The organism is Sphingobium sp. MP9-4, from assembly GCF_005281675.1.
Taxonomy (GTDB): domain Bacteria; phylum Pseudomonadota; class Alphaproteobacteria; order Sphingomonadales; family Sphingomonadaceae; genus Sphingobium; species Sphingobium yanoikuyae.
The window spans coordinates 1-23,038 of the sequence record NZ_LUFI01000075.1; the positions used below are offsets into that span (position 1 = coordinate 1).

General features: G+C 62.3%; 23 protein-coding genes and 1 pseudogene. 6 read left to right on the forward strand and 18 right to left on the reverse strand.

What is annotated here, in order from left to right; translation table 11 throughout:
• From A0U87_RS22160 to A0U87_RS22185, 6 genes are all read right to left on the reverse strand, one after another.
• Positions 1 to 225 (reverse strand): phosphoadenosine phosphosulfate reductase family protein (locus A0U87_RS22160; protein WP_170978448.1); only part of this gene is annotated, 225 nt, incomplete at its 3' end.
• A 21-nt stretch (positions 226 to 246) separates the two neighbouring features.
• Positions 247 to 1,098 carry an SDR family oxidoreductase gene (locus A0U87_RS22165; protein ID WP_137405997.1) on the reverse strand — a complete coding sequence of 284 codons (852 nt, stop codon included), beginning with the start codon at positions 1,096 to 1,098 and terminating at the stop codon, positions 247 to 249.
• 22 nt (positions 1,099 to 1,120) lie between these two features.
• Complete coding sequence (locus A0U87_RS22170) at positions 1,121 to 1,927, reverse strand: TIM barrel protein (RefSeq protein WP_137405998.1); 807 nt, start codon at positions 1,925 to 1,927, stop codon at positions 1,121 to 1,123.
• Positions 1,924 to 3,156 (reverse strand): MBL fold metallo-hydrolase, encoded by a 1,233-nt coding sequence (locus A0U87_RS22175; RefSeq protein WP_137405999.1) that lies wholly within the window; start codon positions 3,154 to 3,156, stop codon positions 1,924 to 1,926. Before A0U87_RS22175 ends, A0U87_RS22170 begins: the two co-directional genes overlap by 4 nt.
• Positions 3,153 to 4,448 carry a sulfotransferase gene (locus tag A0U87_RS22180; protein WP_240700620.1) on the reverse strand — a complete coding sequence of 432 codons (1,296 nt, stop codon included), beginning with the start codon at positions 4,446 to 4,448 and terminating at the stop codon, positions 3,153 to 3,155. The genes A0U87_RS22175 and A0U87_RS22180 overlap by 4 nt, the downstream gene beginning before the upstream one ends.
• Positions 4,445 to 5,455 carry an SDR family oxidoreductase gene (locus tag A0U87_RS22185; RefSeq protein ID WP_240700621.1) on the reverse strand — a complete coding sequence of 337 codons (1,011 nt, stop codon included), beginning with the start codon at positions 5,453 to 5,455 and terminating at the stop codon, positions 4,445 to 4,447. Before A0U87_RS22185 ends, A0U87_RS22180 begins: the two co-directional genes overlap by 4 nt.
• On the opposite strand from A0U87_RS22185, the gene A0U87_RS22190 reads away from it, so the two are divergent.
• Complete coding sequence (locus A0U87_RS22190; RefSeq protein WP_170978449.1) at positions 5,408 to 6,139, forward strand: GntR family transcriptional regulator; 732 nt, start codon at positions 5,408 to 5,410, stop codon at positions 6,137 to 6,139. The two genes, A0U87_RS22185 and A0U87_RS22190, sit on opposite strands and share 48 nt — an antisense overlap.
• Positions 6,140 to 6,484: 345 nt before the next feature.
• On the opposite strand, the gene A0U87_RS22195 is transcribed toward A0U87_RS22190, so the two are convergent.
• Positions 6,485 to 6,811 carry a hypothetical protein gene (locus tag A0U87_RS22195; RefSeq protein WP_137406001.1) on the reverse strand — a complete coding sequence of 109 codons (327 nt, stop codon included), beginning with the start codon at positions 6,809 to 6,811 and terminating at the stop codon, positions 6,485 to 6,487.
• 358 nt (positions 6,812 to 7,169) lie between these two features.
• Positions 7,170 to 7,346 (reverse strand): hypothetical protein, encoded by a 177-nt coding sequence (locus A0U87_RS26335; RefSeq protein ID WP_170978450.1) that lies wholly within the window; start codon positions 7,344 to 7,346, stop codon positions 7,170 to 7,172.
• A 524-nt stretch (positions 7,347 to 7,870) separates the two neighbouring features.
• Between A0U87_RS26335 and A0U87_RS22200 the strand changes: the two genes are divergently transcribed.
• From A0U87_RS22200 to A0U87_RS22215, 4 genes are all read left to right on the forward strand, one after another.
• Complete coding sequence (locus tag A0U87_RS22200; protein ID WP_137406002.1) at positions 7,871 to 8,458, forward strand: sigma-70 family RNA polymerase sigma factor; 588 nt, start codon at positions 7,871 to 7,873, stop codon at positions 8,456 to 8,458.
• Positions 8,459 to 8,808: 350 nt separating this feature from the next.
• Positions 8,809 to 9,456 carry a FecR domain-containing protein gene (locus A0U87_RS22205; protein WP_240700622.1) on the forward strand — a complete coding sequence of 216 codons (648 nt, stop codon included), beginning with the start codon at positions 8,809 to 8,811 and terminating at the stop codon, positions 9,454 to 9,456.
• Positions 9,457 to 9,538: 82 nt separating this feature from the next.
• Entirely contained in the window at positions 9,539 to 12,100 is a 2,562-nt protein-coding gene (locus tag A0U87_RS22210) for a TonB-dependent receptor (RefSeq protein WP_170978451.1), read from the forward strand.
• Positions 12,097 to 14,217 carry an Atxe2 family lasso peptide isopeptidase gene (locus tag A0U87_RS22215; RefSeq protein ID WP_170978452.1) on the forward strand — a complete coding sequence of 707 codons (2,121 nt, stop codon included), beginning with the start codon at positions 12,097 to 12,099 and terminating at the stop codon, positions 14,215 to 14,217. Before A0U87_RS22210 ends, A0U87_RS22215 begins: the two co-directional genes overlap by 4 nt.
• A 6-nt stretch (positions 14,218 to 14,223) precedes the next feature.
• On the opposite strand, the gene A0U87_RS22220 is transcribed toward A0U87_RS22215, so the two are convergent.
• The 7 genes from A0U87_RS22220 to A0U87_RS22250 all read right to left on the reverse strand — a co-directional run bounded on the left by A0U87_RS22220 (position 14,224) and on the right by A0U87_RS22250 (position 20,037).
• On the reverse strand, positions 14,224 to 15,918 hold the full coding sequence (locus A0U87_RS22220; protein ID WP_137406006.1) for an asparagine synthase-related protein: 1,695 nt from the start codon (positions 15,916 to 15,918) through the stop codon (positions 14,224 to 14,226).
• Between the two features lie 53 nt (positions 15,919 to 15,971).
• Entirely contained in the window at positions 15,972 to 16,733 is a 762-nt protein-coding gene (locus tag A0U87_RS22225; RefSeq protein ID WP_170978453.1) for a lasso peptide biosynthesis B2 protein, read from the reverse strand.
• 59 nt (positions 16,734 to 16,792) lie between these two features.
• On the reverse strand, positions 16,793 to 16,918 hold the full coding sequence (locus A0U87_RS27075) for a hypothetical protein (protein WP_004211934.1): 126 nt from the start codon (positions 16,916 to 16,918) through the stop codon (positions 16,793 to 16,795).
• A gap of 134 nt (positions 16,919 to 17,052) precedes the next feature.
• Positions 17,053 to 17,646, reverse strand: a complete 594-nt coding sequence (locus A0U87_RS22235; RefSeq protein ID WP_170978454.1) for a winged helix-turn-helix domain-containing protein — start codon at positions 17,644 to 17,646, stop codon at positions 17,053 to 17,055.
• Positions 17,643 to 18,545 (reverse strand): phytanoyl-CoA dioxygenase family protein, encoded by a 903-nt coding sequence (locus A0U87_RS22240; RefSeq protein ID WP_137406009.1) that lies wholly within the window; start codon positions 18,543 to 18,545, stop codon positions 17,643 to 17,645. Before A0U87_RS22240 ends, A0U87_RS22235 begins: the two co-directional genes overlap by 4 nt.
• A 12-nt stretch (positions 18,546 to 18,557) precedes the next feature.
• On the reverse strand, positions 18,558 to 19,205 hold the full coding sequence (locus tag A0U87_RS22245; RefSeq protein WP_137406010.1) for an acyl-homoserine-lactone synthase: 648 nt from the start codon (positions 19,203 to 19,205) through the stop codon (positions 18,558 to 18,560).
• Between the two features lie 55 nt (positions 19,206 to 19,260).
• Positions 19,261 to 20,037 carry a LuxR family transcriptional regulator gene (locus tag A0U87_RS22250; protein WP_137406015.1) on the reverse strand — a complete coding sequence of 259 codons (777 nt, stop codon included), beginning with the start codon at positions 20,035 to 20,037 and terminating at the stop codon, positions 19,261 to 19,263.
• A 329-nt stretch (positions 20,038 to 20,366) separates the two neighbouring features.
• Here A0U87_RS22250 and A0U87_RS22255 point away from each other — a divergent pair, with 329 nt between their 5' ends.
• Positions 20,367 to 21,032: a DUF2285 domain-containing protein gene (locus A0U87_RS22255; RefSeq protein ID WP_170978455.1), complete on the forward strand. Its 666-nt coding sequence runs from the start codon at positions 20,367 to 20,369 to the stop codon at positions 21,030 to 21,032.
• 437 nt (positions 21,033 to 21,469) lie between these two features.
• On the opposite strand, the gene A0U87_RS22260 is transcribed toward A0U87_RS22255, so the two are convergent.
• The 3 genes and pseudogenes from A0U87_RS22260 to A0U87_RS26520 all read right to left on the reverse strand — a co-directional run.
• On the reverse strand, positions 21,470 to 22,273 hold the full coding sequence (locus tag A0U87_RS22260) for a fructosamine kinase family protein (protein WP_137406012.1): 804 nt from the start codon (positions 22,271 to 22,273) through the stop codon (positions 21,470 to 21,472).
• Between the two features lie 248 nt (positions 22,274 to 22,521).
• Positions 22,522 to 22,698: pseudogene (locus A0U87_RS22265) on the reverse strand (AlpA family phage regulatory protein); the annotation flags it as partial.
• Between the two features lie 151 nt (positions 22,699 to 22,849).
• On the reverse strand, positions 22,850 to 23,038 hold a 189-nt coding region (locus A0U87_RS26520), incomplete at its 5' end, for a hypothetical protein (RefSeq protein ID WP_206366623.1).

Sequence of the window (23,038 nt, forward strand, 5' to 3'; positions counted from 1 at the left end):
GCGCAGGTCGTACATCGCGCGGAACTTCCAGGTGGTATCGACATGGAGCAGCGGGAAGGGCGGCGGCGAGGGATAGAAGGCCTTCTTGGCCAGATGCAGCATCACCGCGCTGTCCTTGCCCACCGAATAAAGCATCACAGGCCGATCCGCCTCCGACACAACCTCCCGCAGGATGTGTATGCTCTCCGCCTCTAGGCGCTCCAGATGGGTGAGATTACGTGCCATGCTTGGGCTCCAGGAAAGCATTCAGACTGAAACGGGCTTGCGACCGGGCAACCCACTGTCGCCTCGCTCGAATTCGTTGATCTTGGCGCGAATGAAGTCGTCGGGGGACGTCGCCCAATCGCGGATCGTCTGGAACCCTTCCTCATGCGTAGGAATGATGATGCGGCCGTCGGCCATTCCGTCCGCAAGTATGGTAGCGACGGCCTCCTGGCTCATGACGGACAGGTCCGAGCCTGGTCCCCGATTGACGACGTCGTCGGAGAAGGCGTTGGCTGCGAGGCTTGCGGTCGAATGCGTTGGGCCCGGGCAAAGGCAGGAAACGCGAATGCCCTTGGGTTCGAGGTAGAGAGCGAGGTTCTGTGAAAGCGAAATAATTGCCGCCTTCGAGGCTGCATAGGGAATTCGACTGCTGGCGTAGGGATAGAGGCCCGCGAAGGAAGCCGTATTCACAATATGTCCCGAGCCGCGTTCGAGCATCCGAGGCAGAATGACCTCATTGCTGCGCACAATGCCGAAGAAGTTGCAGTCCATCATGCGCTGCCATTCCTGCAGCGGAAAATCTTCTGGATTTCCGCTATGGAGTAAGCCGGCATTGTTCACGACGATGTCGATTGGGCCCAATTGAGCCTCTGCGGTGTCAACGGCCTGTCGGACAGATGTTGCGTCCATGACATTGGCGTGAATCCCCAGGGCCTGACCGCCCGCGTCAATAATGGCCCGGGCCGTTTCATTGGCGCCGTCGAGATCAATGTCGGCGACCGCGACGCGGGCGCCGCGCCGTGCAAATTCGTGAGCAATCTTGCTCCCGATGTTGCGACCTGCTCCGAAAATCAGGGCCGCCTTGTTGTTGAACGTCGGATTATTATTTTCCATTCTTCCTCTCCCTGATTTTTATCTAGATGCCCATGTCCTTGAGGAGCGCGGAAGCGGCATCTATGCCGTTGCGCAGGCTGTCTTCACTGATGTCCTTGGTGAAGTCGGCGGCCACGACTTCGAGATCGAAGACGCCGGTGTAACCGGCATCCAGCACGTCCTGGATCATGCGGCGCACCGGCAATTCACCTTCGCCGATATGCACCCGGCCACCTGGAGCAGGCCTCCCGCGCCCCCCTATGATCACATCGTCAATCTGGATGAGTGCGACATAAGGCATCGCGCGATGAAAGACTTCGCGCAGATCTCTTTCCATCCACACATTGGCGAAGTCGGCCACAATGCAAACGCCTGTGCGTTCAGCGACATCAATGGCGTCCCGTAAGCTCGTTACGAAAGAAACACTGGTGCGCTGCGTTGGTTCGATAGCGGCCAGAACGCCTTTTTCCTGGCCATAAGCGACGGTTGGCGCGACCGCTTCTGCCAGCCGATCAAAATCCTCCTGCCAAGAGATGCTCGTTGTCCGACCGGGTGTGAAGTAAATCGACCAGCCGCCATGCCGAGCCATCAGATCGATGGCGGCGCGATGGGCGGCCTGTGTCTTTGCCCAGCTATCGGGATTGGAAAGGTCAAATGACTCGGTAATGAGCGTGCTCGCTCGGATGCCGGCTTCGGACAGCTGGACCATGCGAGCTTCGGGATCATCTTCCAGCTTCGAGATCAGCAAGCCTGCATGGCGCAGACCCATTGAGGTCCAGAGACTGAGATCCTGATCGAAGGACCAGCGGTAGCTGCACATCGCATCAACAGAGAGGCGAGGGTGGCTCATTGGGTGTTCACTCCCAACTGGGCGTCCAGATTAGCGATCTGGGCTTCGAGCCAGCGGACCTCGCTGAAATTCTCCCGCCCGACGCGGTCGAGGATCGCCTGATTGGCATCCCTGCGGACCTGCAGTGCGTCGGGGACGTTCCCGATCGCTTCTGCAATGTGCAGGGCATGAAGCGGGCGCCCCGCCGAGAGATGGGCTCTTGCCAAGGACAGGGCAGGCCCCGTTCCGCCCGCCAGCGCAATCAGGTCAGACATGACTGCCTGGGGCGGAACATTATAGAGCTCGGTAGAGGACTCGTAGCGAAACCAACCAAGATGTTCCTCCCAGATGGCCCGCACGATCCACGAAACCTTGCCATGTCCTTGACCGATCGCAAGGTCGGGCGGCAGCCTGATCTCCGCCATCAGGTCCCACAGGCTCTTGCCGGCGTTCATGCCTTCGAACGTGCGGTCCATCAGATATTGGGATGCGTCGCGAATCTGCGAAAGTTGCGCTTTGACCTCCGCCGCTCCGCGAATGGGGTTCCCATGGCCGGTCACGAGCGTCTCGGGTTCAAGATCGATCACGCGCTGCAGACTGTCGATGTAGAACTGTACAGAGCGGATCTTGTCGCCGCGCAGCGTATAGAGATTGGGGACATGACCGAAGAGCGGACCGGTAAGATTGCCTGTGAAGACGATCCTGTCCTGCGGCATCCATACGACGAGGGAGTCCAGCGTCTCGCCTTTCACTGCGAGCAGATCAAACTGCCGCCCGCCTAGCGAGAAGCTGTAGCTGTCATGGAAAATACGCGAGATTTCCGGTTCGGTCCGATCGACGACCGGCTTCTTGATATCGCGGCTCCAGAGTGCGCGTGAGCGGCGGGCCAGAGTTGGCCCAAGACCGCTATCGCGAAAATAACCGCGGACATGCGCGAAATTCGCCTGCGCAATGGTTTCGATGCCCGGTGCATTGAAACTCGGCCAGCCACCGATATGGTCATCATGGCTTTGCGTAAAAATGATCTTCCTGATCGGCTTGTCGCTAACTGCGGAAAGGCGTCGGACGTTTTCCTCGGCACTGAAGCCAATTCCGGTGTTGATCAGGACGTCGCCCTCGTCGGTCAGCACGCGATAGAGGTTGGAGACGTCGCGGGACATGAAGATGCCGTTGCCAAGGTCGACGGCGTCCTGCCGACCAGCCCCATCCTTGACGATCGTCGCATTGAGGGGCTCGGGCGAGCCGGTCATGGCCGCACCTCATGCTTCACCGGGAAGCGATCGGTATAGAAGCTGAACCGCTTGCGCAGTGCCTCGAGATCGAGGTTGAAGTCGCCTGCAAGATCATAGACCACGCGACCGTCGCGCCCTCGCGGATGGGTATCCATATAGTGACGCATGTCAGCGACACTGTCTTGAGACGGCGTCAGGCCGGCCGCTGCGAGGACATGTTGGGCGGTGCCGATATCATCGGCCATGATGTCCTGGAACATCAGGTCGATACGCCGGCCTGCCGGGATGACTTCCATATCGCGCATATAGGCGCGGAGCATCTTCTCGATGCGATCGACCCAATATGTGACATGCCCCTCGATATCGGGAGATTTCTGATTTGCGAGGACCGAGAGCCCGCGCATGGTCAGCACCGACTGGAGAATGGCCAGCGGGTCACGATGGGTCTGAACGAAGATCGCATCGGGATAGACCGCATTGAGAGCAGGCAACTGTTCGCTGTGCTGGTTACCCTTCATGATCCACCGTCGTTCGCTGGGGTACTGGTGCGCAACCGCTTGCAGGATCCGCTTTCCATAGGCGTAATGCGGCGTCTGATCGTGCGAGAGATAATAGTCGCGCCACCGGGGCACTTCGGCCATCCATTCCCACTGATAAGTCGAGAAATCGGGCATTTGCAGCTCGTTCTCTCCGCAGGCATGATCTGGCGAATGCTCATGCATGGCAGCCATGATGGCGTTGCCCTTCATGCGATCCCAGTGGGCGTTGGATCGTAGCCAGCGAGGATCCTTGCCGTCGGGGCCAACACTTTCTCCAGGCGTCGGAGTCGCCTCGGACCCGAGATAGACCGGAAGATAGCGCAGGCGCCTGTCAGCCGCGATCAGGTTCTCCAGATGCGTCGTTCCAGATCGAGGCAGACCAACGATGATGATTGGGCGGTCGATGACAATGTCGGCGGTCTCGGGATTAGCCGACAGATAGGCCTGGTTACGCAGCCGGTTCGAGGCTGCCTTCACGCAGAAGCCGATAAATTGCTTCTTGGCCGACTTCCAGAGATTGGCGTTCGCCTCGACTTCCCCCAGCAGAAGCTCGAGGCGTTCGACGAAGTCCATCGGGCCGAAATCATCAAGCCCGGTCGTAGCCTTGGCCGCATCTAGGACTGCCTGCGCCGACATATCGAGAGGTTCGGCTTCAATCGCCTCCAAATGCTCACGGCGGTCAGCCGCCAGGCTAGGGTTGCGAAAGCCGTCAACTTTGAAGATCTTCGAGCCTACCGCTTCGGGCTTTGCATTGAGCGTATCGGCCATCATCCGCGCCCCGCAGCCAGGTTGTTCTTGCCTGCATTGGCCATCCAGCCGCCGTCGACCCGGACAAGGTCCCCGGTATGATAACGTGATGCGTCGCTCATGAAATAGACCCCTATGCCCTCGAAATCGTCAGCCGTGCCGAAGCGCGGAATGGGATTGCGTTCGCGAACCTGTGCGCCGAGCGGTGAATCGGGGCCACGATCCTTGACGGTCTCGCTTTCGGTGTAACCTGGACAGACGGTATTGGCTCGAATGCCGTAACGTCCAAGGTCCGTCGCAATGCCGCGTGCCAGCGCCGCCATCGCGCCTTTGGATGCATTATAGTGCTGCATGCCAATAGATCCGGTGATGGCTGAAAGGCTGGCGCAGAAGAGGATGGAGCCACCTGGATCGCCCGCGTCAAAGCGGTTCTTCATATGCCGGGCGGCCTCGCGGGCGGCATACATGGCTCCGTGCTGGTTGACGGCAAGCAGCCCGTGCCAGGCCTCACTCGTCATGTCGAGGAAGGAGCCGGTATGGCGCATGAGGCCGGCATTGGCGATCAGGCCATCCACGCGACCCATCGTTTCGACAGCTTCGTTCATGGCCGCGATGACGCGTGCCTCATCCGACACGTCGACTTCCTGGGCGAGAACGCGGACGCCTAGCGCGCGGAGTTCTGCGGCTGCTTCTTCATTCTTTTCCTGGCGACGCCCCCAGATGATGACGTCGCCGCCCGCCCGGGCGATGCCTCGTGCGAAGCCCATTCCGATGCCTGCGTTGCCGCCAGTAACGACCACGACCTTGCCATTCATGTCCCAAGGCAGACGCCCCATGATGCTCCCTCTCCGGTTTTCGCTCGATTCGAGCTTTATTAGATGCACTTTATTCGTACATAAATGTCTTTTACGCAATAAAAAACGCAGTTGAGGGCACTCTATAGCACGATTGTCATCGCTCCCGCGCTGTGCTTGAAAGGCAAGGTGAACGAGAAAACCAACAAACCAGCCATTGAAGCCGCTGCCTCGCATCTGCGCGCCATTGCCCTTGAACACGAGGACGGTGCGTTCATCGGCAGTGAGGAATTGCTGTTGCAGCGCCTCGGCTTCTCTCGCACCACTGTCCGGCAGGTTGCGCGCTTGCTGGAGCAGGAGGGACTGCTCCGGGTGAAGCGCGGGCCAAGTGGCGGCTATTACGCGACTCGACCCGACGCCCTCTCGATCCAAAGAGTGGTGAGTTCTTACCTTGAAGCGGTCGATTTCGAGCCGGAGGATGTCACGCTTATCGCGTCGGCCCTGTGGGTCGAGGTCATTCGCAAGGCGGTCGCGCTTAAGAGCCCTGCTGCATCTGAGCTTGTGGCATCTTTCCGCAAGCGGGTGAATGCGGTCAAGGCAAAGGCGTCCTTCGCGGCGATAAGGGTAATCGAACGAGAGAGTCAGAAAGCGATTTTTGATCTGGTCGGTAGTCGCTACATCGAGTTGATTTTCGACATCAACATCGCGTTTGCTTCCCGTTCATTCCCATCGCATGAGCGGCCGGAGGAGGATGAGGAGCATGTTTCTTTCGTGCGTTCCTGGCGTGAAGCGAAGCTTCTTGAATTGGCCGCTATCGAAGAAGGTAATGTCGAACTTGGCGTGATGGCAGCTCGATATGTTCGTGCGGTGTGGCACAAGCGGGTTTGGCTGCCTAGCGATATTGAATCCCAACACGCTTGATGCAGAACTTCGATGGGAGCAGCATTTACCAGGGATGGCCAATGTGATCTGCCTTGGAACAGCGCCTAATCGGCACGAGAAAGCTCCAACGCATGCCTGTGCGTCGCACATCTGAGTGGTGCGACTTTCTACGCCTTTAGGAAGTTCGCGTCGTCACGGGCTGGTGGCGCGATCATGACAATCGGGCGCGTTCTCGCAGCCACGGATATCGACTGCCAGCCCCGGAATTGGTGAGGATGCCAGCTTGGCCACGCTCCGCTTCCCGCCTAGGCTGGCATCGGAGGCACACATGAACTAACGACACAACCACCAGTTATCACGGGCAGCATGCCAGAGCTCCAACGCTTAATTGGGCCGAATTGCAACGGTCGGCAAAGGATCTGAGCCGGTCTCGATTCGAACCCGCCTGATAGTCTGGATGCCTGATTTTAGATTATTGGCAATCCTCTCCGAAACGACGCGAATATCTGATGGACTGTCAAGCCCCGGCATGCTTTCCAGAAACTCCGCCAGGGTAATTGTGAGAACTTCGCAGACCTCGGCAGTTCCGATGTAGAGCGTCTTATCGAAAGACGCCGCTGCGCCTCCCTCCGGGACAGAGGCCTCGCAGATGGCTTCGAGTATGCCTCGCCGCAGCTTGCGAATATACGCCTCGTCCAGTTCATGCGTCACGAGCTTGCCTCCACAATGCGCGTCCAGAATGCCTGGCTTGCATGAATGAGACGAACCTCGACCGCAATCGCCGGTAGTGCCAGTTCCCTTGATCGCGGACGCGGACGCTGCCCAAGAGGCCCCGCTGCGCGCCTGTCGGTCAGGGGCGGATTGGACCGCGCTTTTACCATCATTCCCGCGGTCCGATGATGCGGTCCGAATGCATCGCTGACGCCGATGCCGGAGGCCGATCGAATTTTCCGTCGTGCATTCGGGTCGCCTTGTGGGCTCTCTCTAGCGCCTCCGCTTCTCATAGCATTGGCCCGCTGGTCTGATTGAGACGGCCAGCTGTCATGACACGCGGCAGCCGGGCAGAAACTCACATAAGGGCGAGTCCGCGTTGCAGCACCAGCGCCTTCGCCTCATATCGCACTGCCAACTCGCGATGGGCATAAATCATCATCATATGATCGCCGCGGGCCGTGGCTTCTCTGGCTGTACGGGCCTCCTGCCGCGCCCTTCGCAACAGATAATTCACGTCGTCGGCTGTGGACATAGCCGCCTCCTGCTGAGTCGCCGCTCTGTCAGAATAGCAAGTCGCGATGCTTGCTCAAGGAGGACTGGTCGGCGTCTGGAGCTCATGCGGAAGAGAGACGGGCCGCGCGATGCGATATATTCGCGAGAGCTCGGGACGGTCAGTGCGGGTTCCCTCCCATTGCGCAAGTCTGCCTGGTCGGCGTGATTGCAGGCTTGGCGCAGCGCGAATGATTGCCATTGCCACTTCCATGGCAATGGCTTGTCACGCTGATGCGATCGGTTACACTCTGTCCGCGCCGTGTGGAAACGGCGCAGAGGCGTGAGAACCTCCCCATCTTCCCCACCGGTTTTCTGCCGGGTGGCCGGTGCGCATGTCCAAGCCGCTAGCGGCCAAAGGCATCGGCGCATGCTTGGGCATGTTCTCAACACCCGGTTTGAACCGGCTGTGCCTTTTGAAAAGGAGGTGCGTCGGAAAATGTGCAGGAAAACCATATCGGCGGCAGGGCTCACTCCGCGCGCGCGCGGGGAAAGGGGGGCGCTCTCATGCGCTTGATCGTCAATGCCTTGCGTGCAATCGGCGACCCGCGTCTTGCCGAACAGGATCCCTTGCCGCCGAATGACCGGCTGGTGGTCGGTTCGTCCCTTGCCCTTGAAGATCTGTATCGCAGCCAGTCGGGGCGGTTGCAGCGCTATTTCGCCGCCAACCAAGCCCGTCAGGACGCTGCCGACCTTGTTCAGGAAAGCTTCGCGCGCCTTGCCGAAGCCGGCCGGGATCCGTTACGTACGATTGAAGAGCCCGAGGCCTATCTAGGCCGCGTGGCGACCAATTTGTTGCGCAATCGCGCCCGTTCGGCACTCCAACGATCGCTGGCCCAGCAGATACAAGCAGAGGAAGCAGGGCTGACCGCACCTGACATGGTCGCTGCGCTCGAAGCGCGCGACATGCTGGCGCGGCTGCAGACGGCGTTGGAAAAGCTCAAACCCAAAACCCGAGAGATATTTCTTGCCCATCGCGTCGATGGTATGAGCTATCGGGATATCGCGGCTGCGCAGGGGCTCAGCATCAAGGGGGTGGAATGGCATATGCGCAAAGCAATCGCGCAGCTTGACCGGGCGCTGCGGGCGCGCTGATCAGGATGACGTCATCCAATAGCGATCCGCTCGAGCAGATCCGGGCGCAGGCCGTGGCCTGGCTCGCCCGTTTGCGCGGCCCGACCAGTGCGGCTGATCACGCCGCATTCGAAGACTGGTATTGCGCCGATCCACGGCATGCCGACATCTATGATGCGCTGCTCGACAATTGGGACGCAACGGGACGCATACCACCTGCGTCGGACCGGGATAATGGCGGCAGTCGCGGCAGCGCTACGCGAAGCGCATTGGTCGGCCTTCTGGCGGCCAGCCTGATTGCCGTGATTGGTGCCGGTTTCTGGATGGAGACAGCGGATTCCCAGAAGAAGGCTGGATCGCAGACAGCGGCCTTGCTGCATCCCGAGCAACGGCGCGAAACAGTGCCGGGACAGATAGAGACGATCCGTTTGCCCGATGGCTCGCACGTGACGCTGGATACCGCGAGCCGGATCGACCTTGCCTATTCAGGCACGGAACGGCGCATTCGCCTGATCTCCGGCCGTGCCCGCTTTGCGGTCGCGCATGGCGATCCGCGGCCTTTCATCGTCACGGCCGGCGCGCAGGACGTTGTCGCCCATGGAACGTTGTTCGACATATTCCTGCAGGATGAAAAGGCCGCGATCGCCCTGATTGAAGGGCGGATCGAGGTGCGCCGGACAGACCATGGTGGGACGTCCCGATTTCTCGCGCCCGGCGAGGTCATGAAGGTGGACAGGTCTGGCCGCTTGCCCAGGCCCGAACCGGACCGATCTGCAATCCAGGATTGGCCGAGCGGCATGCAGCGCTTCACGGATGCCCCCCTTGAAACCGTGGCCGCAGCCTGCAATCGCTACGCCGCGGTTGGGCCCATCATCGTGACGGGGGCTCTTGCAAGCAAGCGGTTCAGCGGCACGCTCGACGTGCGCAATACCAGGGCAGCAGCGCAATTGCTGGCCAGCGCCATGGGCGCGAAGATCGAGGTCGCGGCGGATGGCGCGATGCATCTGACAGAGCGTTAAAAAAAACTGCCAGGGTAGAGGCAAGGTCATTTGTCCTTCCCCTTGAGCCGACCCAAAAATGGGGTCGGCGGGGGAGAAGAATATGAGATCGTCCAATGCCCGTCGCCTGACCTTCCTGCTATACCTTGCGACGGCCTCGTCGCTAACGCCGGCGATCGGCCGTGCCCAGAACCTGCCTCGGCAGGATTATGATCTGCCCGCCCAATCGCTCGGAGATGCGCTCGATGCGGTGTCCACCCGATCGGGACGGTCGATAGGCGCGCCCGCCGCAATCCTGCAGGGCCGTGCTGCGCCGGCGCTCAAGGGAACGCTGTCGGCCGAAGAGGCCGTGGCCACATTGCTTGGGCAAAGCGGCCTTCGTTATCGGCTGGAGGGCAGCGCCATCATCATCGAAGGCCCGGACAAGATGTCCCCGGCACCGAAGGAAGAGGCTGATCCGCTGGTGGTCGTCACCGGGAGCCGCATTCGCGGTGCGCCGATCGCCTCGCCCGTGATCCGCCTGGAACGCGACACTCTCGTGCGCAGCGGCCAGACCAGTCTCGCCGATGTGGTGCGCAACATTCCGCAAAATTATAGCGGCGGGCTCAACCATGGGGTCGGGTTCAACACCGGCAGCAACAATATCGATACCGGTGGCGCCAGCACGATCAACCTGCGCGGGCTCGGCAGCGACGCGACCCTGACGCTGCTCAATGGGCATCGGCTTGCCTATAATGGCTCGCGCCAGGGGATCGACGTGTCGGCCATTCCCCTGGGCGCGGTCGAGCGCATCGAGATCGTCGCGGACGGGGCGTCGGCCCTCTATGGCTCGGATGCGGTCGCGGGCGTCGCCAATATCATATTGCGGCGCGACTATGACGGGCTGCGCTTCGATCTCGAGGCGGGCCTTGCCACCCAGGGCGGCTATTCGCGCCAGCGTTATGGCGCGACCACCGGACAGCGCTGGGAGGGCGGCGGCTTCATGGCCTCCTTCGAATATGCCCGCTCCAGCCTGCTCATGTCGGATGAACGGGATTTTGCCGACAGCCGTCCCGGCGTCAGCATCCTCCCGCCGCTCGAGCATCATGCCGTGGTCGTCGCCGGCCATCAGGACCTGACGAGCAACCTCCATTTCTCCGCCGACCTCCTCTATGATCGTCGCACGACCCACACGGTCCAGCCCGGCAATCCGGCAGGAGACCTGTCGGTCAGCCGCTACATCCAGCCTTCGGTCACACGCTCGTTCGCCATCGCTCCGGCCCTGACACTGGACCTGCCAGGCCAGTGGCATGTCGGTCTTTCAGGCGTCTATGGCGATGAAAAGCTCACCAGCCGCAACACTTATTATGTCGGCGACACGCCGGTCGCATCCGCCCAGCTCTGCTATTGCAATGAAGGGCAATCGGTCGAGCTGGCGGCCGACGGTGACCTCTTCCATCTCCCCGCCGGCGCGGTGCGGGTGGCGCTGGGCACCGGCTTTCGCCGCAATCTGCTCGACGGCAATCAGGGTCCGGGCAATGTCGCCAATGTCTATGCCGTGCAGAAAAGCTATTATGGCTATGGCGAACTGAGCCTGCCGTTCGTCTCGCCCGCCATGGGCTGGACCGGTATCCATCGCCTGAGCGCCAGCGCCGCGCTTCGCTATGAAGATTATCCCGGCATTGGCGACGTGCTGACCCCGAAGCTGGGGCTCATCTACGCGCCGAGCCGGGCGATTGAAGTCAAGGCGAGCTGGGGACGGTCCTTCCGGGCGCCGACCCTCATGCAGCAGATTCAGGCCCAGACCGCCTCGCTTGCGGCCATCAGCGCTTTTGGCCGAACCGGCTATGGCGCGGATGCGACCGGTCTGCTGCTGAGCGGCGGCAATCCTGATGTGAAGCCGGAAAAAGCCCGCAGCTGGACGCTGGGCGTGGATATCCATCCGCCCGAGCTTGCCGGGTTGCGGCTGCAGCTCAGCTATTTCAATACCCGCTATCAGGATCGGATCGTCACGCCGATCGCGCTCAGCTCCCAGTCGCTCCGCGATCCCGTCTATGCCGATTTCATCACCTATGACCCGACTGATGCGGCCGTATCCGCGCTCATTGCCCAGGCTGCGACCTTCACCAACCGGACGGGATTACCCGTCGATCCGGCCAAGGTCGTCGCGATCGTCGATAATCGCTATACCAATGCCAGCAGCCAGGCGATCGAGGGCGTCGACATGCTGGCCGATTATGCCCGTCCGCTGGGCGGCGGCATGCTCAATGCGTCCCTTAATTTGAGCTATCTCCATTTCGACCAGCGCTTCCTGCCCGATCAGCCGGTGCTGCCGCGATCCGGGCAATTATTCACGCCGCCCCATTGGCGCGGCCGGGCAAGCCTGGGCTGGCTGGACAAGGACCTCAGTCTCAACGCCTCCCTGAGCTATATCGGCGGCGTCGAGGATCGTCGTACGGCCAATGTCTTGACGGTCGACGGTATGCGATCGCTGGACCTCACGGCTCGCTATACTCTGTCGCGCGGCGCGCTTGCAGGCCTGGAACTGGGGCTCTCGGTCATCAATGCGCTCGATGACCGGCCAGCGGAAATCGCCAGCACGTCCTATATCGACAGCACCTATGACTCGACCAATTATGGGCCGATCGGGCGACTGATCACTCTTTCGCTGGGAATGGCCTGGTGAGCGGCGGGTGGACCATGCGCACGGGCGCTTTCCTGCTGCTGGGCGCCAGCCTGCTCGCCTTCTGCCCGGATGCCCGGGCTGAGACGTCATGCGAGGATCTCCTGCCCGAGCGGGTCGCAGCGGATGCAGCGAGCCGCCTGATCAATGCCGACGATCTTGTGCGGCTGCGCGATATCGGCAGACCCGAGGGATCCGCCTTCAGCGCGCCAACACCGCTCGGCGCGTCGCCCAACGGACAGGAGGTCGCCTTCATCCTGCGTCGCGCCGAGCCGGGCTCGAACAGCTATTGTCTCGGGCTTGTGGTGGTCAGCCGCAACGGCGCGGTGCGGCTGCTCGATCAGGGCGGCGAACTGGCGACGGCCAGTCTGGACGGGGAAGGGGGGCGAATGCCGACCGGTGTGCCCGAGGTCTGGGGCCCGCGCTGGTCGCCCGATGGCAGGCAGATCGCCTTTCAACGCCGCGACAAGGGCGTTACCCAGCTCTGGATCGTCGCGGCGGCGGGTGGCAAGGCCCGGGCCATCACGCATGGCCAGGTCGACATTGAGGCTTTTGCCTGGTCGGGCGATGGACAGGCCCTGCTGGTCGCCGCGCGCCCCGCAATCCTGACGGACAAGGCCAGTGTCGACGCCGAGGGGCTTGGTGGCTGGCTTTACGACCGACGGGTCGCACCGAACATCGGACCCCGGCCGCGCCCGCCCGTCGGGCTCGCCGTGGAAGCCAGATTGATAGATATCGCGACCGGCGCGGAGCGGGCTGCGACGCAGGCGGAGGCGGAACAGCTTGCCGAAAGCCGCAGGGTCGCGCCGTTCGCGCAAGGGGGGAATGGGCAGCGCGCCTGGCTCGCCCCGGAAAGCGCTGCCCCGCTCAGTCCCGAGCGAATCCATGTGCGCGACCGCGATGGTCGAGACATTGCCTGTCCGTCGCCGCTCTGCCTTGGCGATGTTCAGGGACTCTGGTGGGATGCGCAGGGACAGCTCTATTTTCTGCGGCGCGAAGGATGGGCCAAGGAGGATATGGTCCTCTATTCCTGGACGCTCGATGACAGCACTCCTCGTCCTATGCTGCGCACGCGCGACGTGCTTCTGGGATGTGTGCAGGGTGGCGCCGCGCTCTACTGCCTGCGTGAAAATGCGACCACGCCGCGCTATCTGGCCCGCATTGCCCTGACCGATGGCAAGGCGGAGAGCCTGTTCGTTCCCAATCCGGAATTCGCAAATATCCGACTGGGATCGGTCGAACGGCTGCGCTGGCGCAATGATCGAGGGCTGGCCGCCTGGGGCGATCTGGTCCTCCCGCCCGATGCGCGGCCGGGACAGAAATTCCCGCTCGTCGTGGTCCAATATCATAGCGACGGCTTCTTGCGTGGCGGGACGGGGGATGAATATCCGATCCAGCTGTTCGCAGCACACGGCATGGCGGTTCTCAGTCTCGAGCGCCCGGCCTTTGTCGCCACCGGCCAGCCCGGCCTCAAGACGATGGAGGACTTCAACCGGGCGATGCAGGCGGGCTGGGCCGAGCGCTGGAGCCTTCTCTCCTCGCTCATGACCGGAATCGATGCGGTGAAGGCGCGCGGCATCGTCGATCCCGACCGGATCGGCATTACGGGTCTGAGCGATGGCAGCTCGACCGTTCGCTTTGCGCTCATCAATCGGCCGATCTTCGCGGCCGCATCGATCAGCAATTGCTGCTTCGACGCGAACATGGTCATGATGCAGGCCGGCATCGCCTTTGCCGACAAGCAAAGAGCCTATGGCCTGCCCCCGCTGACCAGGCCGGATCCCGACCTGTGGCGTCCCTATTCGGTCGCGATGAACGCCGGGAAACTGGACCGTCCGTTGCTCATGCAATTGTCGGACGACGAATATATCCATAGCCTCGAAGGCTTCACGGCCCTGCGCGAATATGGGCAGCCGGTCGAGATGCATGTCTTTCCCGGCGAGCATCATATCAAATGGCAGCCCGCCCATCGCCGCGCCGCCTATTTGCGCAATCTCGACTGGTTTGCCTATTGGCTCCAGGGCGCGCGCGATCCCGATCTGGCCAAGCATGAACAATATGCGCGCTGGGACGCGATGCGGTCGCATAAGGCTGCGCCGATATCGGGTGACAGGCCATGATGGACGTCATTCATGGCGCCCCGGTGCAGAGCGCAACCAGGCTTCGACATCCACCAGCCGTAACAGGCTGCCGACATCGGGGGGAGCCATCGGCACAGTGCCCGAAAAGACCCGGGTCAGTCGGGGCAGGTCGATCAGCCCCTGATCGGCAAGGGCGCCGCCCAGCAGCATGTCCCGCAAGGTCGCGTGATGATGTTCGAATATCTCTCCCTGGAAGGAATCGGGCGTGCCCTTCGACCGCCGCTCGACGATCTCGCGCGGAAGATGGGGCGCAAAGGCCCGACGCGCCAGCGCCCGGTTCCTTCCCTTTTCGAACCACAGCCAACTGGGGACGGCAAGACAGGCTTCGACCACGGGCTGAGCGAGCAGGGGTAGGATGGTCGGGATGGTCGCCGCGGGATCCCGACCCTCACTGAAGCTTTGCGCCAGCGCAAGGAGCCGGATATATCCGGCAACGCCGGGCAAAGGCCGGGCCGGGGGCGTCAACCAGGGATGGGCTGGCGGGCGCGCGCCCGCGCGCGCTCTGGCTTCGTCGCTCAGATAGGCATGATCGGGCCGGACGATGCTCCTGCGTGCCCAGGGCATCGCCTTTGCGGCGGCAGAACGCAGGACCGTCGGCATCGGGGCGGATGCGAGCGCGCTGATCTCGCGCGCGGTGCTGAACATGCCCGGGCCGGGGCCTTCGACCAGTAGTCGGTCGGCGACCGGCGCTGCCGACTGGAGCGCGCAGAAGACATTGTCACCGCCGCCGCCCGTCATCAGCGCTGCGGCGCCATGGTCGGCTGCGGCAAGGTCGACCTGGCGCATCGTTTCCTGTTCGAACAGGCGCCGCGCCGGCCAGGGGAGGCCCCCAGCTGCAGAGCGGAGCGGGTGGATTTCGCTCACCTCCCGCCGCGCTTCGATGAGCGGCTTGCCGATATGGTCGGCGACCTGCGCGGCATAGGCGCGTTCGTCGCCGATCGGGTCGCGGGTGTAGAGGGTGAGCAGATCGGCATCGCGACCGGCAAGCGTTGCCGCGAGGATCGAGCTGTCGAGCCCGCCCGACAGGAGCAGCACCGGACGGCCCCAATGGCCTGCCAGGGTCGCGACGCAGTTACTCACCACGCGCGCAATCCGTTCGACATGCTCGTCGCGGGTGAGGCACGGGGCATTTTCGGCGAACGCCCAGGGTGACCAGCACGGCGCCAGACATAGCTGTGCCTCGCGGGACTGCAGCTTATGGCCCGTAGGCAGCGCCATCACCTTTTCAAGGCAAGTCCAGCTCCCGCGCAGATAGGGCCAGGCGAGATGCTGCGCGATCATCGACCAATCCGTTGCGAAGGGGGCCATGCCCGTCCGCTTCAGCAGAGCGATATCGGACGCCACCCATGTGCGCGGCGCCTGATGCACGAACAGGCAGGCCAGGTCGCCGAGCGGCGCGCGCAGCAGAACAATCCCTTCATCGGTGCGCAGAAAGGCAACATAGCCGCCCCAGAAAATCTCGGTCAGATGGCGTCCCTGGCTTGCCCTGATCTTCGCCTGATCCTCCGGCGCGAGCGTCTCGACCGAACTAGGATGACGGCGATCAAATAGAGGGCCGACGATCAGGCCGGTATCGATCGCTATCGGCGGATCACCCAGCACCAGCAAAGCGAAATCCTTTTCATGATGGATATGCACTCTATGGCCTTCATGGATCAGCCGATCGCCGATCCGGCGCATGCGTTCGGGTGCATCCTTACAAGGCCCGAGCAGCGCGAGATAACGTTGCAGCGTCACAGGATCAGGATCGGCTGATAGCTGTCGACATGCGCGGCGCGGTCATTGGCGATGAGGCCGTCATGCTCGACCCAGCAATGCGCTGCGAACGGCCGCAGCCGAACAGCCAGGAGCAGATCGGCCGCAAGACCCGCCCGGATGAAGGCATGGGCCAAAGCAAGGGAGCGCGGCAGGCACTGGTCATGGGACCGCAGCACCCGTGCGCTGGCGGCGAAGGCGGCAACGATCGCCAGAGCCTCGTCGGGCGCATGCCGCCAATTGCGCACGGCGTTCTTGCTGCGCCGTAGCCGCGCAAAAATGCCCGAAAGGCTGCGCAGGCGCAACTGGGCGCGAACGGATGTTATGTGGAGGCTGGCGGCGATCGTCGCAGCGGTGCTCGACCTGTGGTCGCTGGCCTCCAGCCGATCGAGAAGGCTTTCTCGGCCGCTTGCACGCGCAGGACAGGGCATGGGCGCCGCTGGTGCATCCATCTCGAGCAGCTGCGCATGGCCCATCAGCGCCATGACAGAAGATGCGGGGTCTGGAAAGGCGGGATCAGGGGAGGCAGGATCAAGGGAGGCAGGATCAGGGGCGGCAGGATCAGGGGCGGCGGGGGCATCAGAAGCGGGGACACGCGATGCCGGGTCGGCCAGGAGGCCCCGGAAAACCCGCTCCGCCGCAGGCGAGAGCCCGAAATATCGATCCGCCTCAATGTCGAGAAACACCAATTGTCCCTCGACATCGCAGAAGCTGATACTGGTCTTGAGACCGATGGCCATGGCCGGCTCTTCCGATGAGAGGAAGGACGCCCGGCGCCATCGCCGGGCATCCCCCTGGATCAGTCGTCGGCCAGGCCGACCCGGTCCTGCTGGAGGAATTCGTCTCCATCGATGCCGCCCGGGCCCTGGGTCTGCTCGGTTGCCGCACCAAGGTCGATGCGCATGATTTCCTCTTCGCGTTCCATCAGCTTCACTCCTCTGCTGCGCCACCAGGATGGTGACAGGCTCGAGTGTATGGCGTGCGGCGCGCTATCTGCATCTTATACGGATTAAATATCGCGATTATTGCCTCAAGCGTTCGACGTTGCTGGCGGCGCGCTCACTGGGCGCGATAGAGGGCGCGCAATATGGCGCCGGCAGCCCGGGTGCGCCGACGATGATAAGCGCCGACAAGCGAGAGAAAGCGGCGCCTGTCGGGATGATCCAGCCCGTCTTCCAGGCCTCCAAGCTCCTCGTCCGCGCCCGGCAAGGCATGTGGTTCGACTTGACGGACCGCATGGAGGCGCGCTGCAACCTGCTGCATGGCGCGACGATGCTCACCATTGTCCGATCCCCGCGCAATCCGGTCGAAAAGCGCGTTCGTGCGATCGGCCAATGCCGGTGACGGCACCGGCTCGGAAGGTTCGGGCGTCCAGTGCCGCAACGCCAGCAGGCTGAGTTCATGCGACCAGCGATAGAGGTCAATCAACGAAGGCTCGTTCAGAAGCGGCAAGTGAAAGCCGCTCCCCGTCCGGGCTTCGACAAGTCCTTCTCCCATCAGTCGATGCAGCGCGTCGCGCACGGGCGTCATGCTCGCGGCCAGTTCCTTTGCCAACTGCGCCGGATCCAGCCTAGTGCCAGGCAGATAGGCTCGATCGAGAATTTGTGCGCGTATCGCGTCATAGACGCGCTCGGCGGTCAGCCCGGAGTTCATCCCGGCACCCTTTGTGCCCGGCAATAGGCCTCGACCATGTCGGCCTGTTGGGGCAGCAAGGCATCGCGCAGCTCCGTCATCGGCTCTGGCCCGCCGGTCAGCAATGTCGAGGGACATTGCCCTTCGAAATTGCCAAGGTTGGGTCGGTGCTGGACATAGCCTGCTAGCTTTGCGAGCTCCGGGGAGAAGTGGCGCGCGACCAGGGGTGGGTAGGCAAGCCAGAGATTTTCATAGGGCTTGAGCCAGCCAAGGCTATAGCCGATCACCACCGCGCGCGGCACCGACCCGCTTCGATTGGCGCCGGCGCCATGCAGCGTCGAGCCCAGGAACAAGAGCGCGGAGCCCGGAGCAAGGACCGGCGCAACCGCCTGTTCTTCTTGGACCGTGCTTCCCTCGATCGCGGCGCTGCCATGGCTACCGGGCCAGAGCCGGGTCGCGCCATTGTGGGGATCAAAGGGCGTCAGCGGCCAGATCACGTTGAGAAGATATTCCATCCCGCCCTTGGGCCCATGGAACATGTCCTGGTCGCGGTGGGGCGCCTGAGCCGGCGCGCCGGGATCGACGGCTATGGCCTGGGGTGTGTTGAGCTGGACATGGTCGCACCAGGGCCCCAGAAAATGATGCACGATCTCCGATATCCGCGCATGGCAGATGAGTGCTTCGCTATGGACAGACCGCAGCGGCAGGCGGCCAAGCCGCTTGGTCGTCTCGCCGTAAAAGGGGCCGCGGCAGTAGGGCGCCCGTTCGAACGCTTCTGCAAGATCATCGTCGAGCCGATTTATGCGCTGGGCGGGCAGGGCGTCGGGCATGATGCACCAGCCTTTTCGGGCAAGCTGGTCGACATAGGGCGCTGGAGCACAATCGCGCATGTTCGCGATAGATGTCTGGGTCTGGACCATGATGGGTTCCTTTCAGGCGCCCGGAAGGGTGGCGACGAGCAGTGAACTGGACGGTCGGATGCCTGCTGTCGCAAGCCGATCGGGCGTGGTCGTATCAATATGGATGGAAAGCGCGCCCAGCATGCGACCATCGATCATCTGCGGCAGGCCGAGCGGACGGCATTCCCAGCCAAAGGCCAGAATCTGCGAAAGCCAGCTCAATTCGGCGATCGCGACATATTGGCGCATATTCCGGGTAAGCCCATGGTCGACAAGGGCGCAGATGAGGCTGTCGCGAGCCTGGCGCCGCTCGCTGGCACTCAGCCGGCGATCGAGGCAGAAGCGGGTAATCTCGAAAATATCCGGTCCTTGTGGCGGTTCCTGCTCGCACAGGCATTCGTAGAAGCTGCCGAGAATATGCGGATGGAGAGTGGGTAAAAGCCGTGCCGAGGCCAGATGCGCGCCATCCCGGTCCGCCAGGATCAGATATTGGGCGTTCGGATCGTCGAACTGATCGACCTCATAGCGATCGGCAAGGACCGGCAGGTCCCATTTGAGCAGATCGATAAAGACCGACTTTCTCGCTGCGAACATGGCGCGCAGCAATATGTCCTCGGCTGCCCCCCGGCCGCCTGCGTTCGGCACGCTCCTGGCCTGCGACGCATCATGGATATGCAACATGGCTCGACTCCCTCTTGAAATGGGAGCCGAGCATCATCCTGCTGACGTGCCGCGGCTACGTACCGAAAGATGTATCGCGATAACCGTAGATTTCCGTGATGCTGAAGGTTCCGTCCAACAATGTCGGGGCCAGAAGCATGATCCGCTTGTTGACCCGATAGCGTGAACAGGCGTTCAGGATATGGCGTTTGACCGTTCCTTCGGTGACCTTGAGGATCTGGCTGATCTCCCAGTCGCTCTTGCCGCGAAAGGCCCACAAAAGGCAGTCGCGCTGACGACGGGTGAGGATCCGGCCGAGCATCGGCAGTCGCAACGCCTGTCTTCCAATCAGCCGGCGCGCGCCGTCAAAGGCGAAACGGCCGGCAATCTCGGCAAAGGCGAGCGAGGCGCTGTCGAGCGGGCGGCCCGAACGCATGGCAAAGGTGCAGGAGCCGGGCATTTCGCCCTCGATGCGGATCGGGATGGTGAACCCGTCGCCGATCCCCTGGCTCGCGCCCAGGCGCAGCATGTGGCGATCTCGCGCGGTCAGGTCGATATAATCGGCAATGCGGGCCCAGGGGAAACCGCCGGGCGCGACATGGCTTGCCCGGTGGATCGGATCGCAGATGCCCAGCGCGTTTCGGGCATAATAATCGGCCCAATGCGCGGGATAATTGTGCAGATGCACCGTCTGGTCGCCCGCGCTGCGCGGATCGACATGGTGGGTGAGGGCGAAATAATCGAAATTGAGGCCCTGCGTCAGAGCCGCCATGGCCTCGCGATAGTCCTCGAGCGTTGCTGCGTCCTGAACCTGCCGGGTCAATTGCTGCAGCAGATGATAGTCTGGCTCCATAGTCAAATGGCGGCGCGAGCGGCGTCTTGGGATGCCGGCGACCCCGCACCCAACCCCTTTCCAATGTCCAAGCCGGCGGCAGGGGTCTCATGCCTCCCGCAGGCGACCAAAACTGTCTTTAAAATGTCATATGTTGCGACGCAGCGCAAATTTTCATTGTCGGGCTCGCGCCGGCCATGAGTAACGCGTGGCCCCGTCAGCCATGCCGTAGCGTATTCCTTGCGTGAGCCAGATCGGCGCCTGGCGCGATTGGCGACTTTATGCCCGCCTCATGGGAATCGATCGGGCGGGACTCATGTGGGAATGGCTGCGGCGCGACAGCGGCTATATTGCCTGGCACGCCGGGGCACGCGCCAGCACGCACGGGGCCGCCGATCCTGGCCAATGGGGGCTGCATTTTCGCTGAGCATCCCGACGTCCCGGTCCCGGACGCGCGGATCCTTTGGCATGCCGATCATGATCCCGAAATATTGCGTCTGTCTTTGCTGCCGGCGCGCAAGGGCGATGGTGATGGCATCGATCCGGCCGCATGGACGGATTTTTTGACCGTCGGGCAAGGTGCGAAGGGATGTGAACCTCTGCTTCTCTCCGACGGTTTGCGCCGGATCCGTCTCGATATTGTCGAGGGCAGCCTTGCCATGGCGCCACCGCTGCGCCCCCTGTTCCACATCGAGGGAGTTTCCTCGGCGCGGGGGCCACTCCGTGCGCTCAATCGCTTCCTCGACTTTCTGTCGCACCGCCGCTTGCGGCCCGCGCTCTATCCCGCCGAGCCGCGTATGGCGCGCTGGCTCCTGTTGCTGCGCGTCCACGACGCGCTGCGCGAAGGGGCGTCGCATCGTGATATCGGCATAGCTCTGTTCGGCGCCGATCGTATCGCCAATCAGTGGGATGGTCCGACCGATGCGTTGCGATCCCGTGTCCGCCGGCTCGTACGCGACGCGCAGCTCATGGCAGAGGGTGGGTATCGGCAACTGCTTCGGCGCGATCCGGATTAGAAAGCGAAATGTCTTCAATCCGGAAGCTACTCTCCAAACCATTGGCGGGCCTTTCGATCGCCCCTATTTCAGCGAGATGGTGTCTCTGCCGAGAGGTCAACGTCTTCGCGCTGCAATGGCATGGCGAGAATGTGTTAGGGAGATAGCTGGGCTGCCGAACTCGACATGCTACCCGCTGGCTCTCGGCCCCCTGTGAGCGATGGATAGCAGCTTCCCTGTGTTGCGAAACCACCATGTGGGCAACTGCGAAAGGCGGATGCTACCAAGGTAAGCAAAAAAAAGGCCGATCAGAAGACCGGCCGATGAGTTTTAGGAGAGGATGCCTGAAAGGCACGGCCTCTATGGTTGCATGACGCTGACATGCCAATTGAGAATGTCGGGAGGACAGTTGCACCTTGCGCAACTGTCCTCCCCGAGCGGGCGCAGTCATTGGCTGATCAAACGCCCAGTCGCTCAAGGCACGCTCCGGCCTGCTGATGGTAGGTGCCGCCGAAAAGCCGGACATGGACGAGGAGCGGCCATAGCCGATAGACAGGCTGGCGGTCTTCCCAACCCTGCGCCAGGCCGCAGGCGTCGAAGAATATCTGCGGCGGCTGGTCGAACAGGCTCAGCATGGCAAGATCGACCTCGCGGTCGCCATGATAGCATGCAGGGTCAATCAGCCCGCTGATCTGGTCCTGGCCGACAAGGATATTGCCACCCCATAGATCGCCATGGAGCAGGGCGGCACGCGGGCTTTTGGGTACATGCTCGCCAAGGCGATCGGCGAGCCGCTCGACGCGATGGGCCAACTGGGCACTGAGATGCGGAATATGGCAGCGCAGGCGCTGTTCTGTCCAGAACTCGACCCAGTTGTCGGATCGGCCATTGGGGATCAGCACATCGTCAAATCCATAATTGTGATCCCAGCCATAGGCAACCTGGCTCGGCGCATGGAGGCGGTCGAGCAATTCGGCAAGATGCGCCCAGTTGCGAACAAGGCGTCCGTCCGAGGGCAGGTCTTCGAGCAGCAGCAGGTCATCCTGGACGGCCAGTATCTGCGGAACCACGGTGCCGGTCGCCGCGATCGCCGTGAGCATGCGGGCTTCCTCGACAACCCTGTCGCCCCGTTTGGCGATGACGGTATCGCCGCCGCCAAGGGAGAGGCGCGCGACGAAGGAGAGGTCGCCGCCTCCAACGCGGGTCACGCTTTGCACATTGCGGCCAAGCAATGTTGCCGCTTCGGTGAATATCGCTCTCATGCTGTCTGGTTTTGCCCCCGTTCAAGCCTTCACCGATCGGGCTTCTACATGCTCATGGCAAGGCTGAGCTATGCATGAATCTGGGTGGCGCAGCGATCTGCATCGATAAAAGTAACCCCGCCGGAGAGATCTCAACGGCGGGGCCATAGTTCAGGGAGGTGTCGCTCCAAGGGGGGAGGGGAGCGACAGGCAAGATATGGTGTGCATCGATGACTTTGCAATGACGATGCCTTTTGCCGCTTGTCGGCATCCTCGACCGTCCAGAACATGGGATTGCGCATCCAGTCGTTGATGGCGGATTCCCGCCATCCCATGCAGCGCGTGGCGATACGGACCTGTTTAGGGAAGGTGCCGGCCTGGACCTTGCGATAGAGTGTCGCCCGGCTCAGCCCGGTCCGGTCGAGGACTGTGTTGAGCCGAATGATGCGATCAGGTGGCTGAGTTGAGTGGTGACATGAGCGCGCCTGATCCCGAGGATTGTCAGATACTTGCTGCGCGTCAATCATGTGAGAAAGTCCCGATTGGGCTGGATCGTGCGCCAGAGAACGCCCGCGTATCGTGGCGTCCACACGGCCATCAAAATATTTTGATGATGTCTGGCTGATGCCTCGCCGGCTCTGCCGGCTGAGACTCTTTGGGATGGTTGATTTGGTGGCTGCGGCGCGCGCGGCGGGCCGCGCGCATAGCATCTGATTCGGGTCGGGGCGGCGCTGCGTGCCGCCATGCGGTCATCGCGCTTCGCGCGATGGCGTTGGCCTCCGGCAT

Bases quoted from the DNA above. Each gene is read 5' to 3' on its own strand.
- A0U87_RS22235 (WP_170978454.1), bottom strand. From the start codon at position 17,646: ATGAACTCCGGGCTGACCGCCGAGCGCGTCTATGACGCGATACGCGCA.
- A0U87_RS27075 (WP_004211934.1), bottom strand. From the start codon at position 16,918: ATGGAACGCGAAGAGGAAATCATGCGCATCGACCTTGGTGCGGCAACC.
- A0U87_RS22200 (WP_137406002.1), top strand. From the start codon at position 7,871: ATGCGCTTGATCGTCAATGCCTTGCGTGCAATCGGCGACCCGCGTCTT.
- A0U87_RS22240 (WP_137406009.1), bottom strand. From the start codon at position 18,545: ATGGTCCAGACCCAGACATCTATCGCGAACATGCGCGATTGTGCTCCA.
- A0U87_RS22245 (WP_137406010.1), bottom strand. From the start codon at position 19,205: ATGTTGCATATCCATGATGCGTCGCAGGCCAGGAGCGTGCCGAACGCA.
- A0U87_RS22165 (WP_137405997.1), bottom strand. From the start codon at position 1,098: ATGGAAAATAATAATCCGACGTTCAACAACAAGGCGGCCCTGATTTTC.
- A0U87_RS22170 (WP_137405998.1), bottom strand. From the start codon at position 1,927: ATGAGCCACCCTCGCCTCTCTGTTGATGCGATGTGCAGCTACCGCTGG.
- A0U87_RS22185 (WP_240700621.1), bottom strand. From the start codon at position 5,455: ATGCGAGGCAGCGGCTTCAATGGCTGGTTTGTTGGTTTTCTCGTTCAC.
- A0U87_RS22260 (WP_137406012.1), bottom strand. From the start codon at position 22,273: ATGAGAGCGATATTCACCGAAGCGGCAACATTGCTTGGCCGCAATGTG.
- A0U87_RS26335 (WP_170978450.1), bottom strand. From the start codon at position 7,346: ATGTCCACAGCCGACGACGTGAATTATCTGTTGCGAAGGGCGCGGCAG.
- A0U87_RS22225 (WP_170978453.1), bottom strand. From the start codon at position 16,733: ATGGCCATCGGTCTCAAGACCAGTATCAGCTTCTGCGATGTCGAGGGA.
- A0U87_RS22220 (WP_137406006.1), bottom strand. From the start codon at position 15,918: ATGCGCCGGATCGGCGATCGGCTGATCCATGAAGGCCATAGAGTGCAT.
- A0U87_RS22210 (WP_170978451.1), top strand. From the start codon at position 9,539: ATGAGATCGTCCAATGCCCGTCGCCTGACCTTCCTGCTATACCTTGCG.
- A0U87_RS22180 (WP_240700620.1), bottom strand. From the start codon at position 4,448: ATGATGGCCGATACGCTCAATGCAAAGCCCGAAGCGGTAGGCTCGAAG.
- A0U87_RS22175 (WP_137405999.1), bottom strand. From the start codon at position 3,156: ATGACCGGCTCGCCCGAGCCCCTCAATGCGACGATCGTCAAGGATGGG.
- A0U87_RS22250 (WP_137406015.1), bottom strand. From the start codon at position 20,037: ATGGAGCCAGACTATCATCTGCTGCAGCAATTGACCCGGCAGGTTCAG.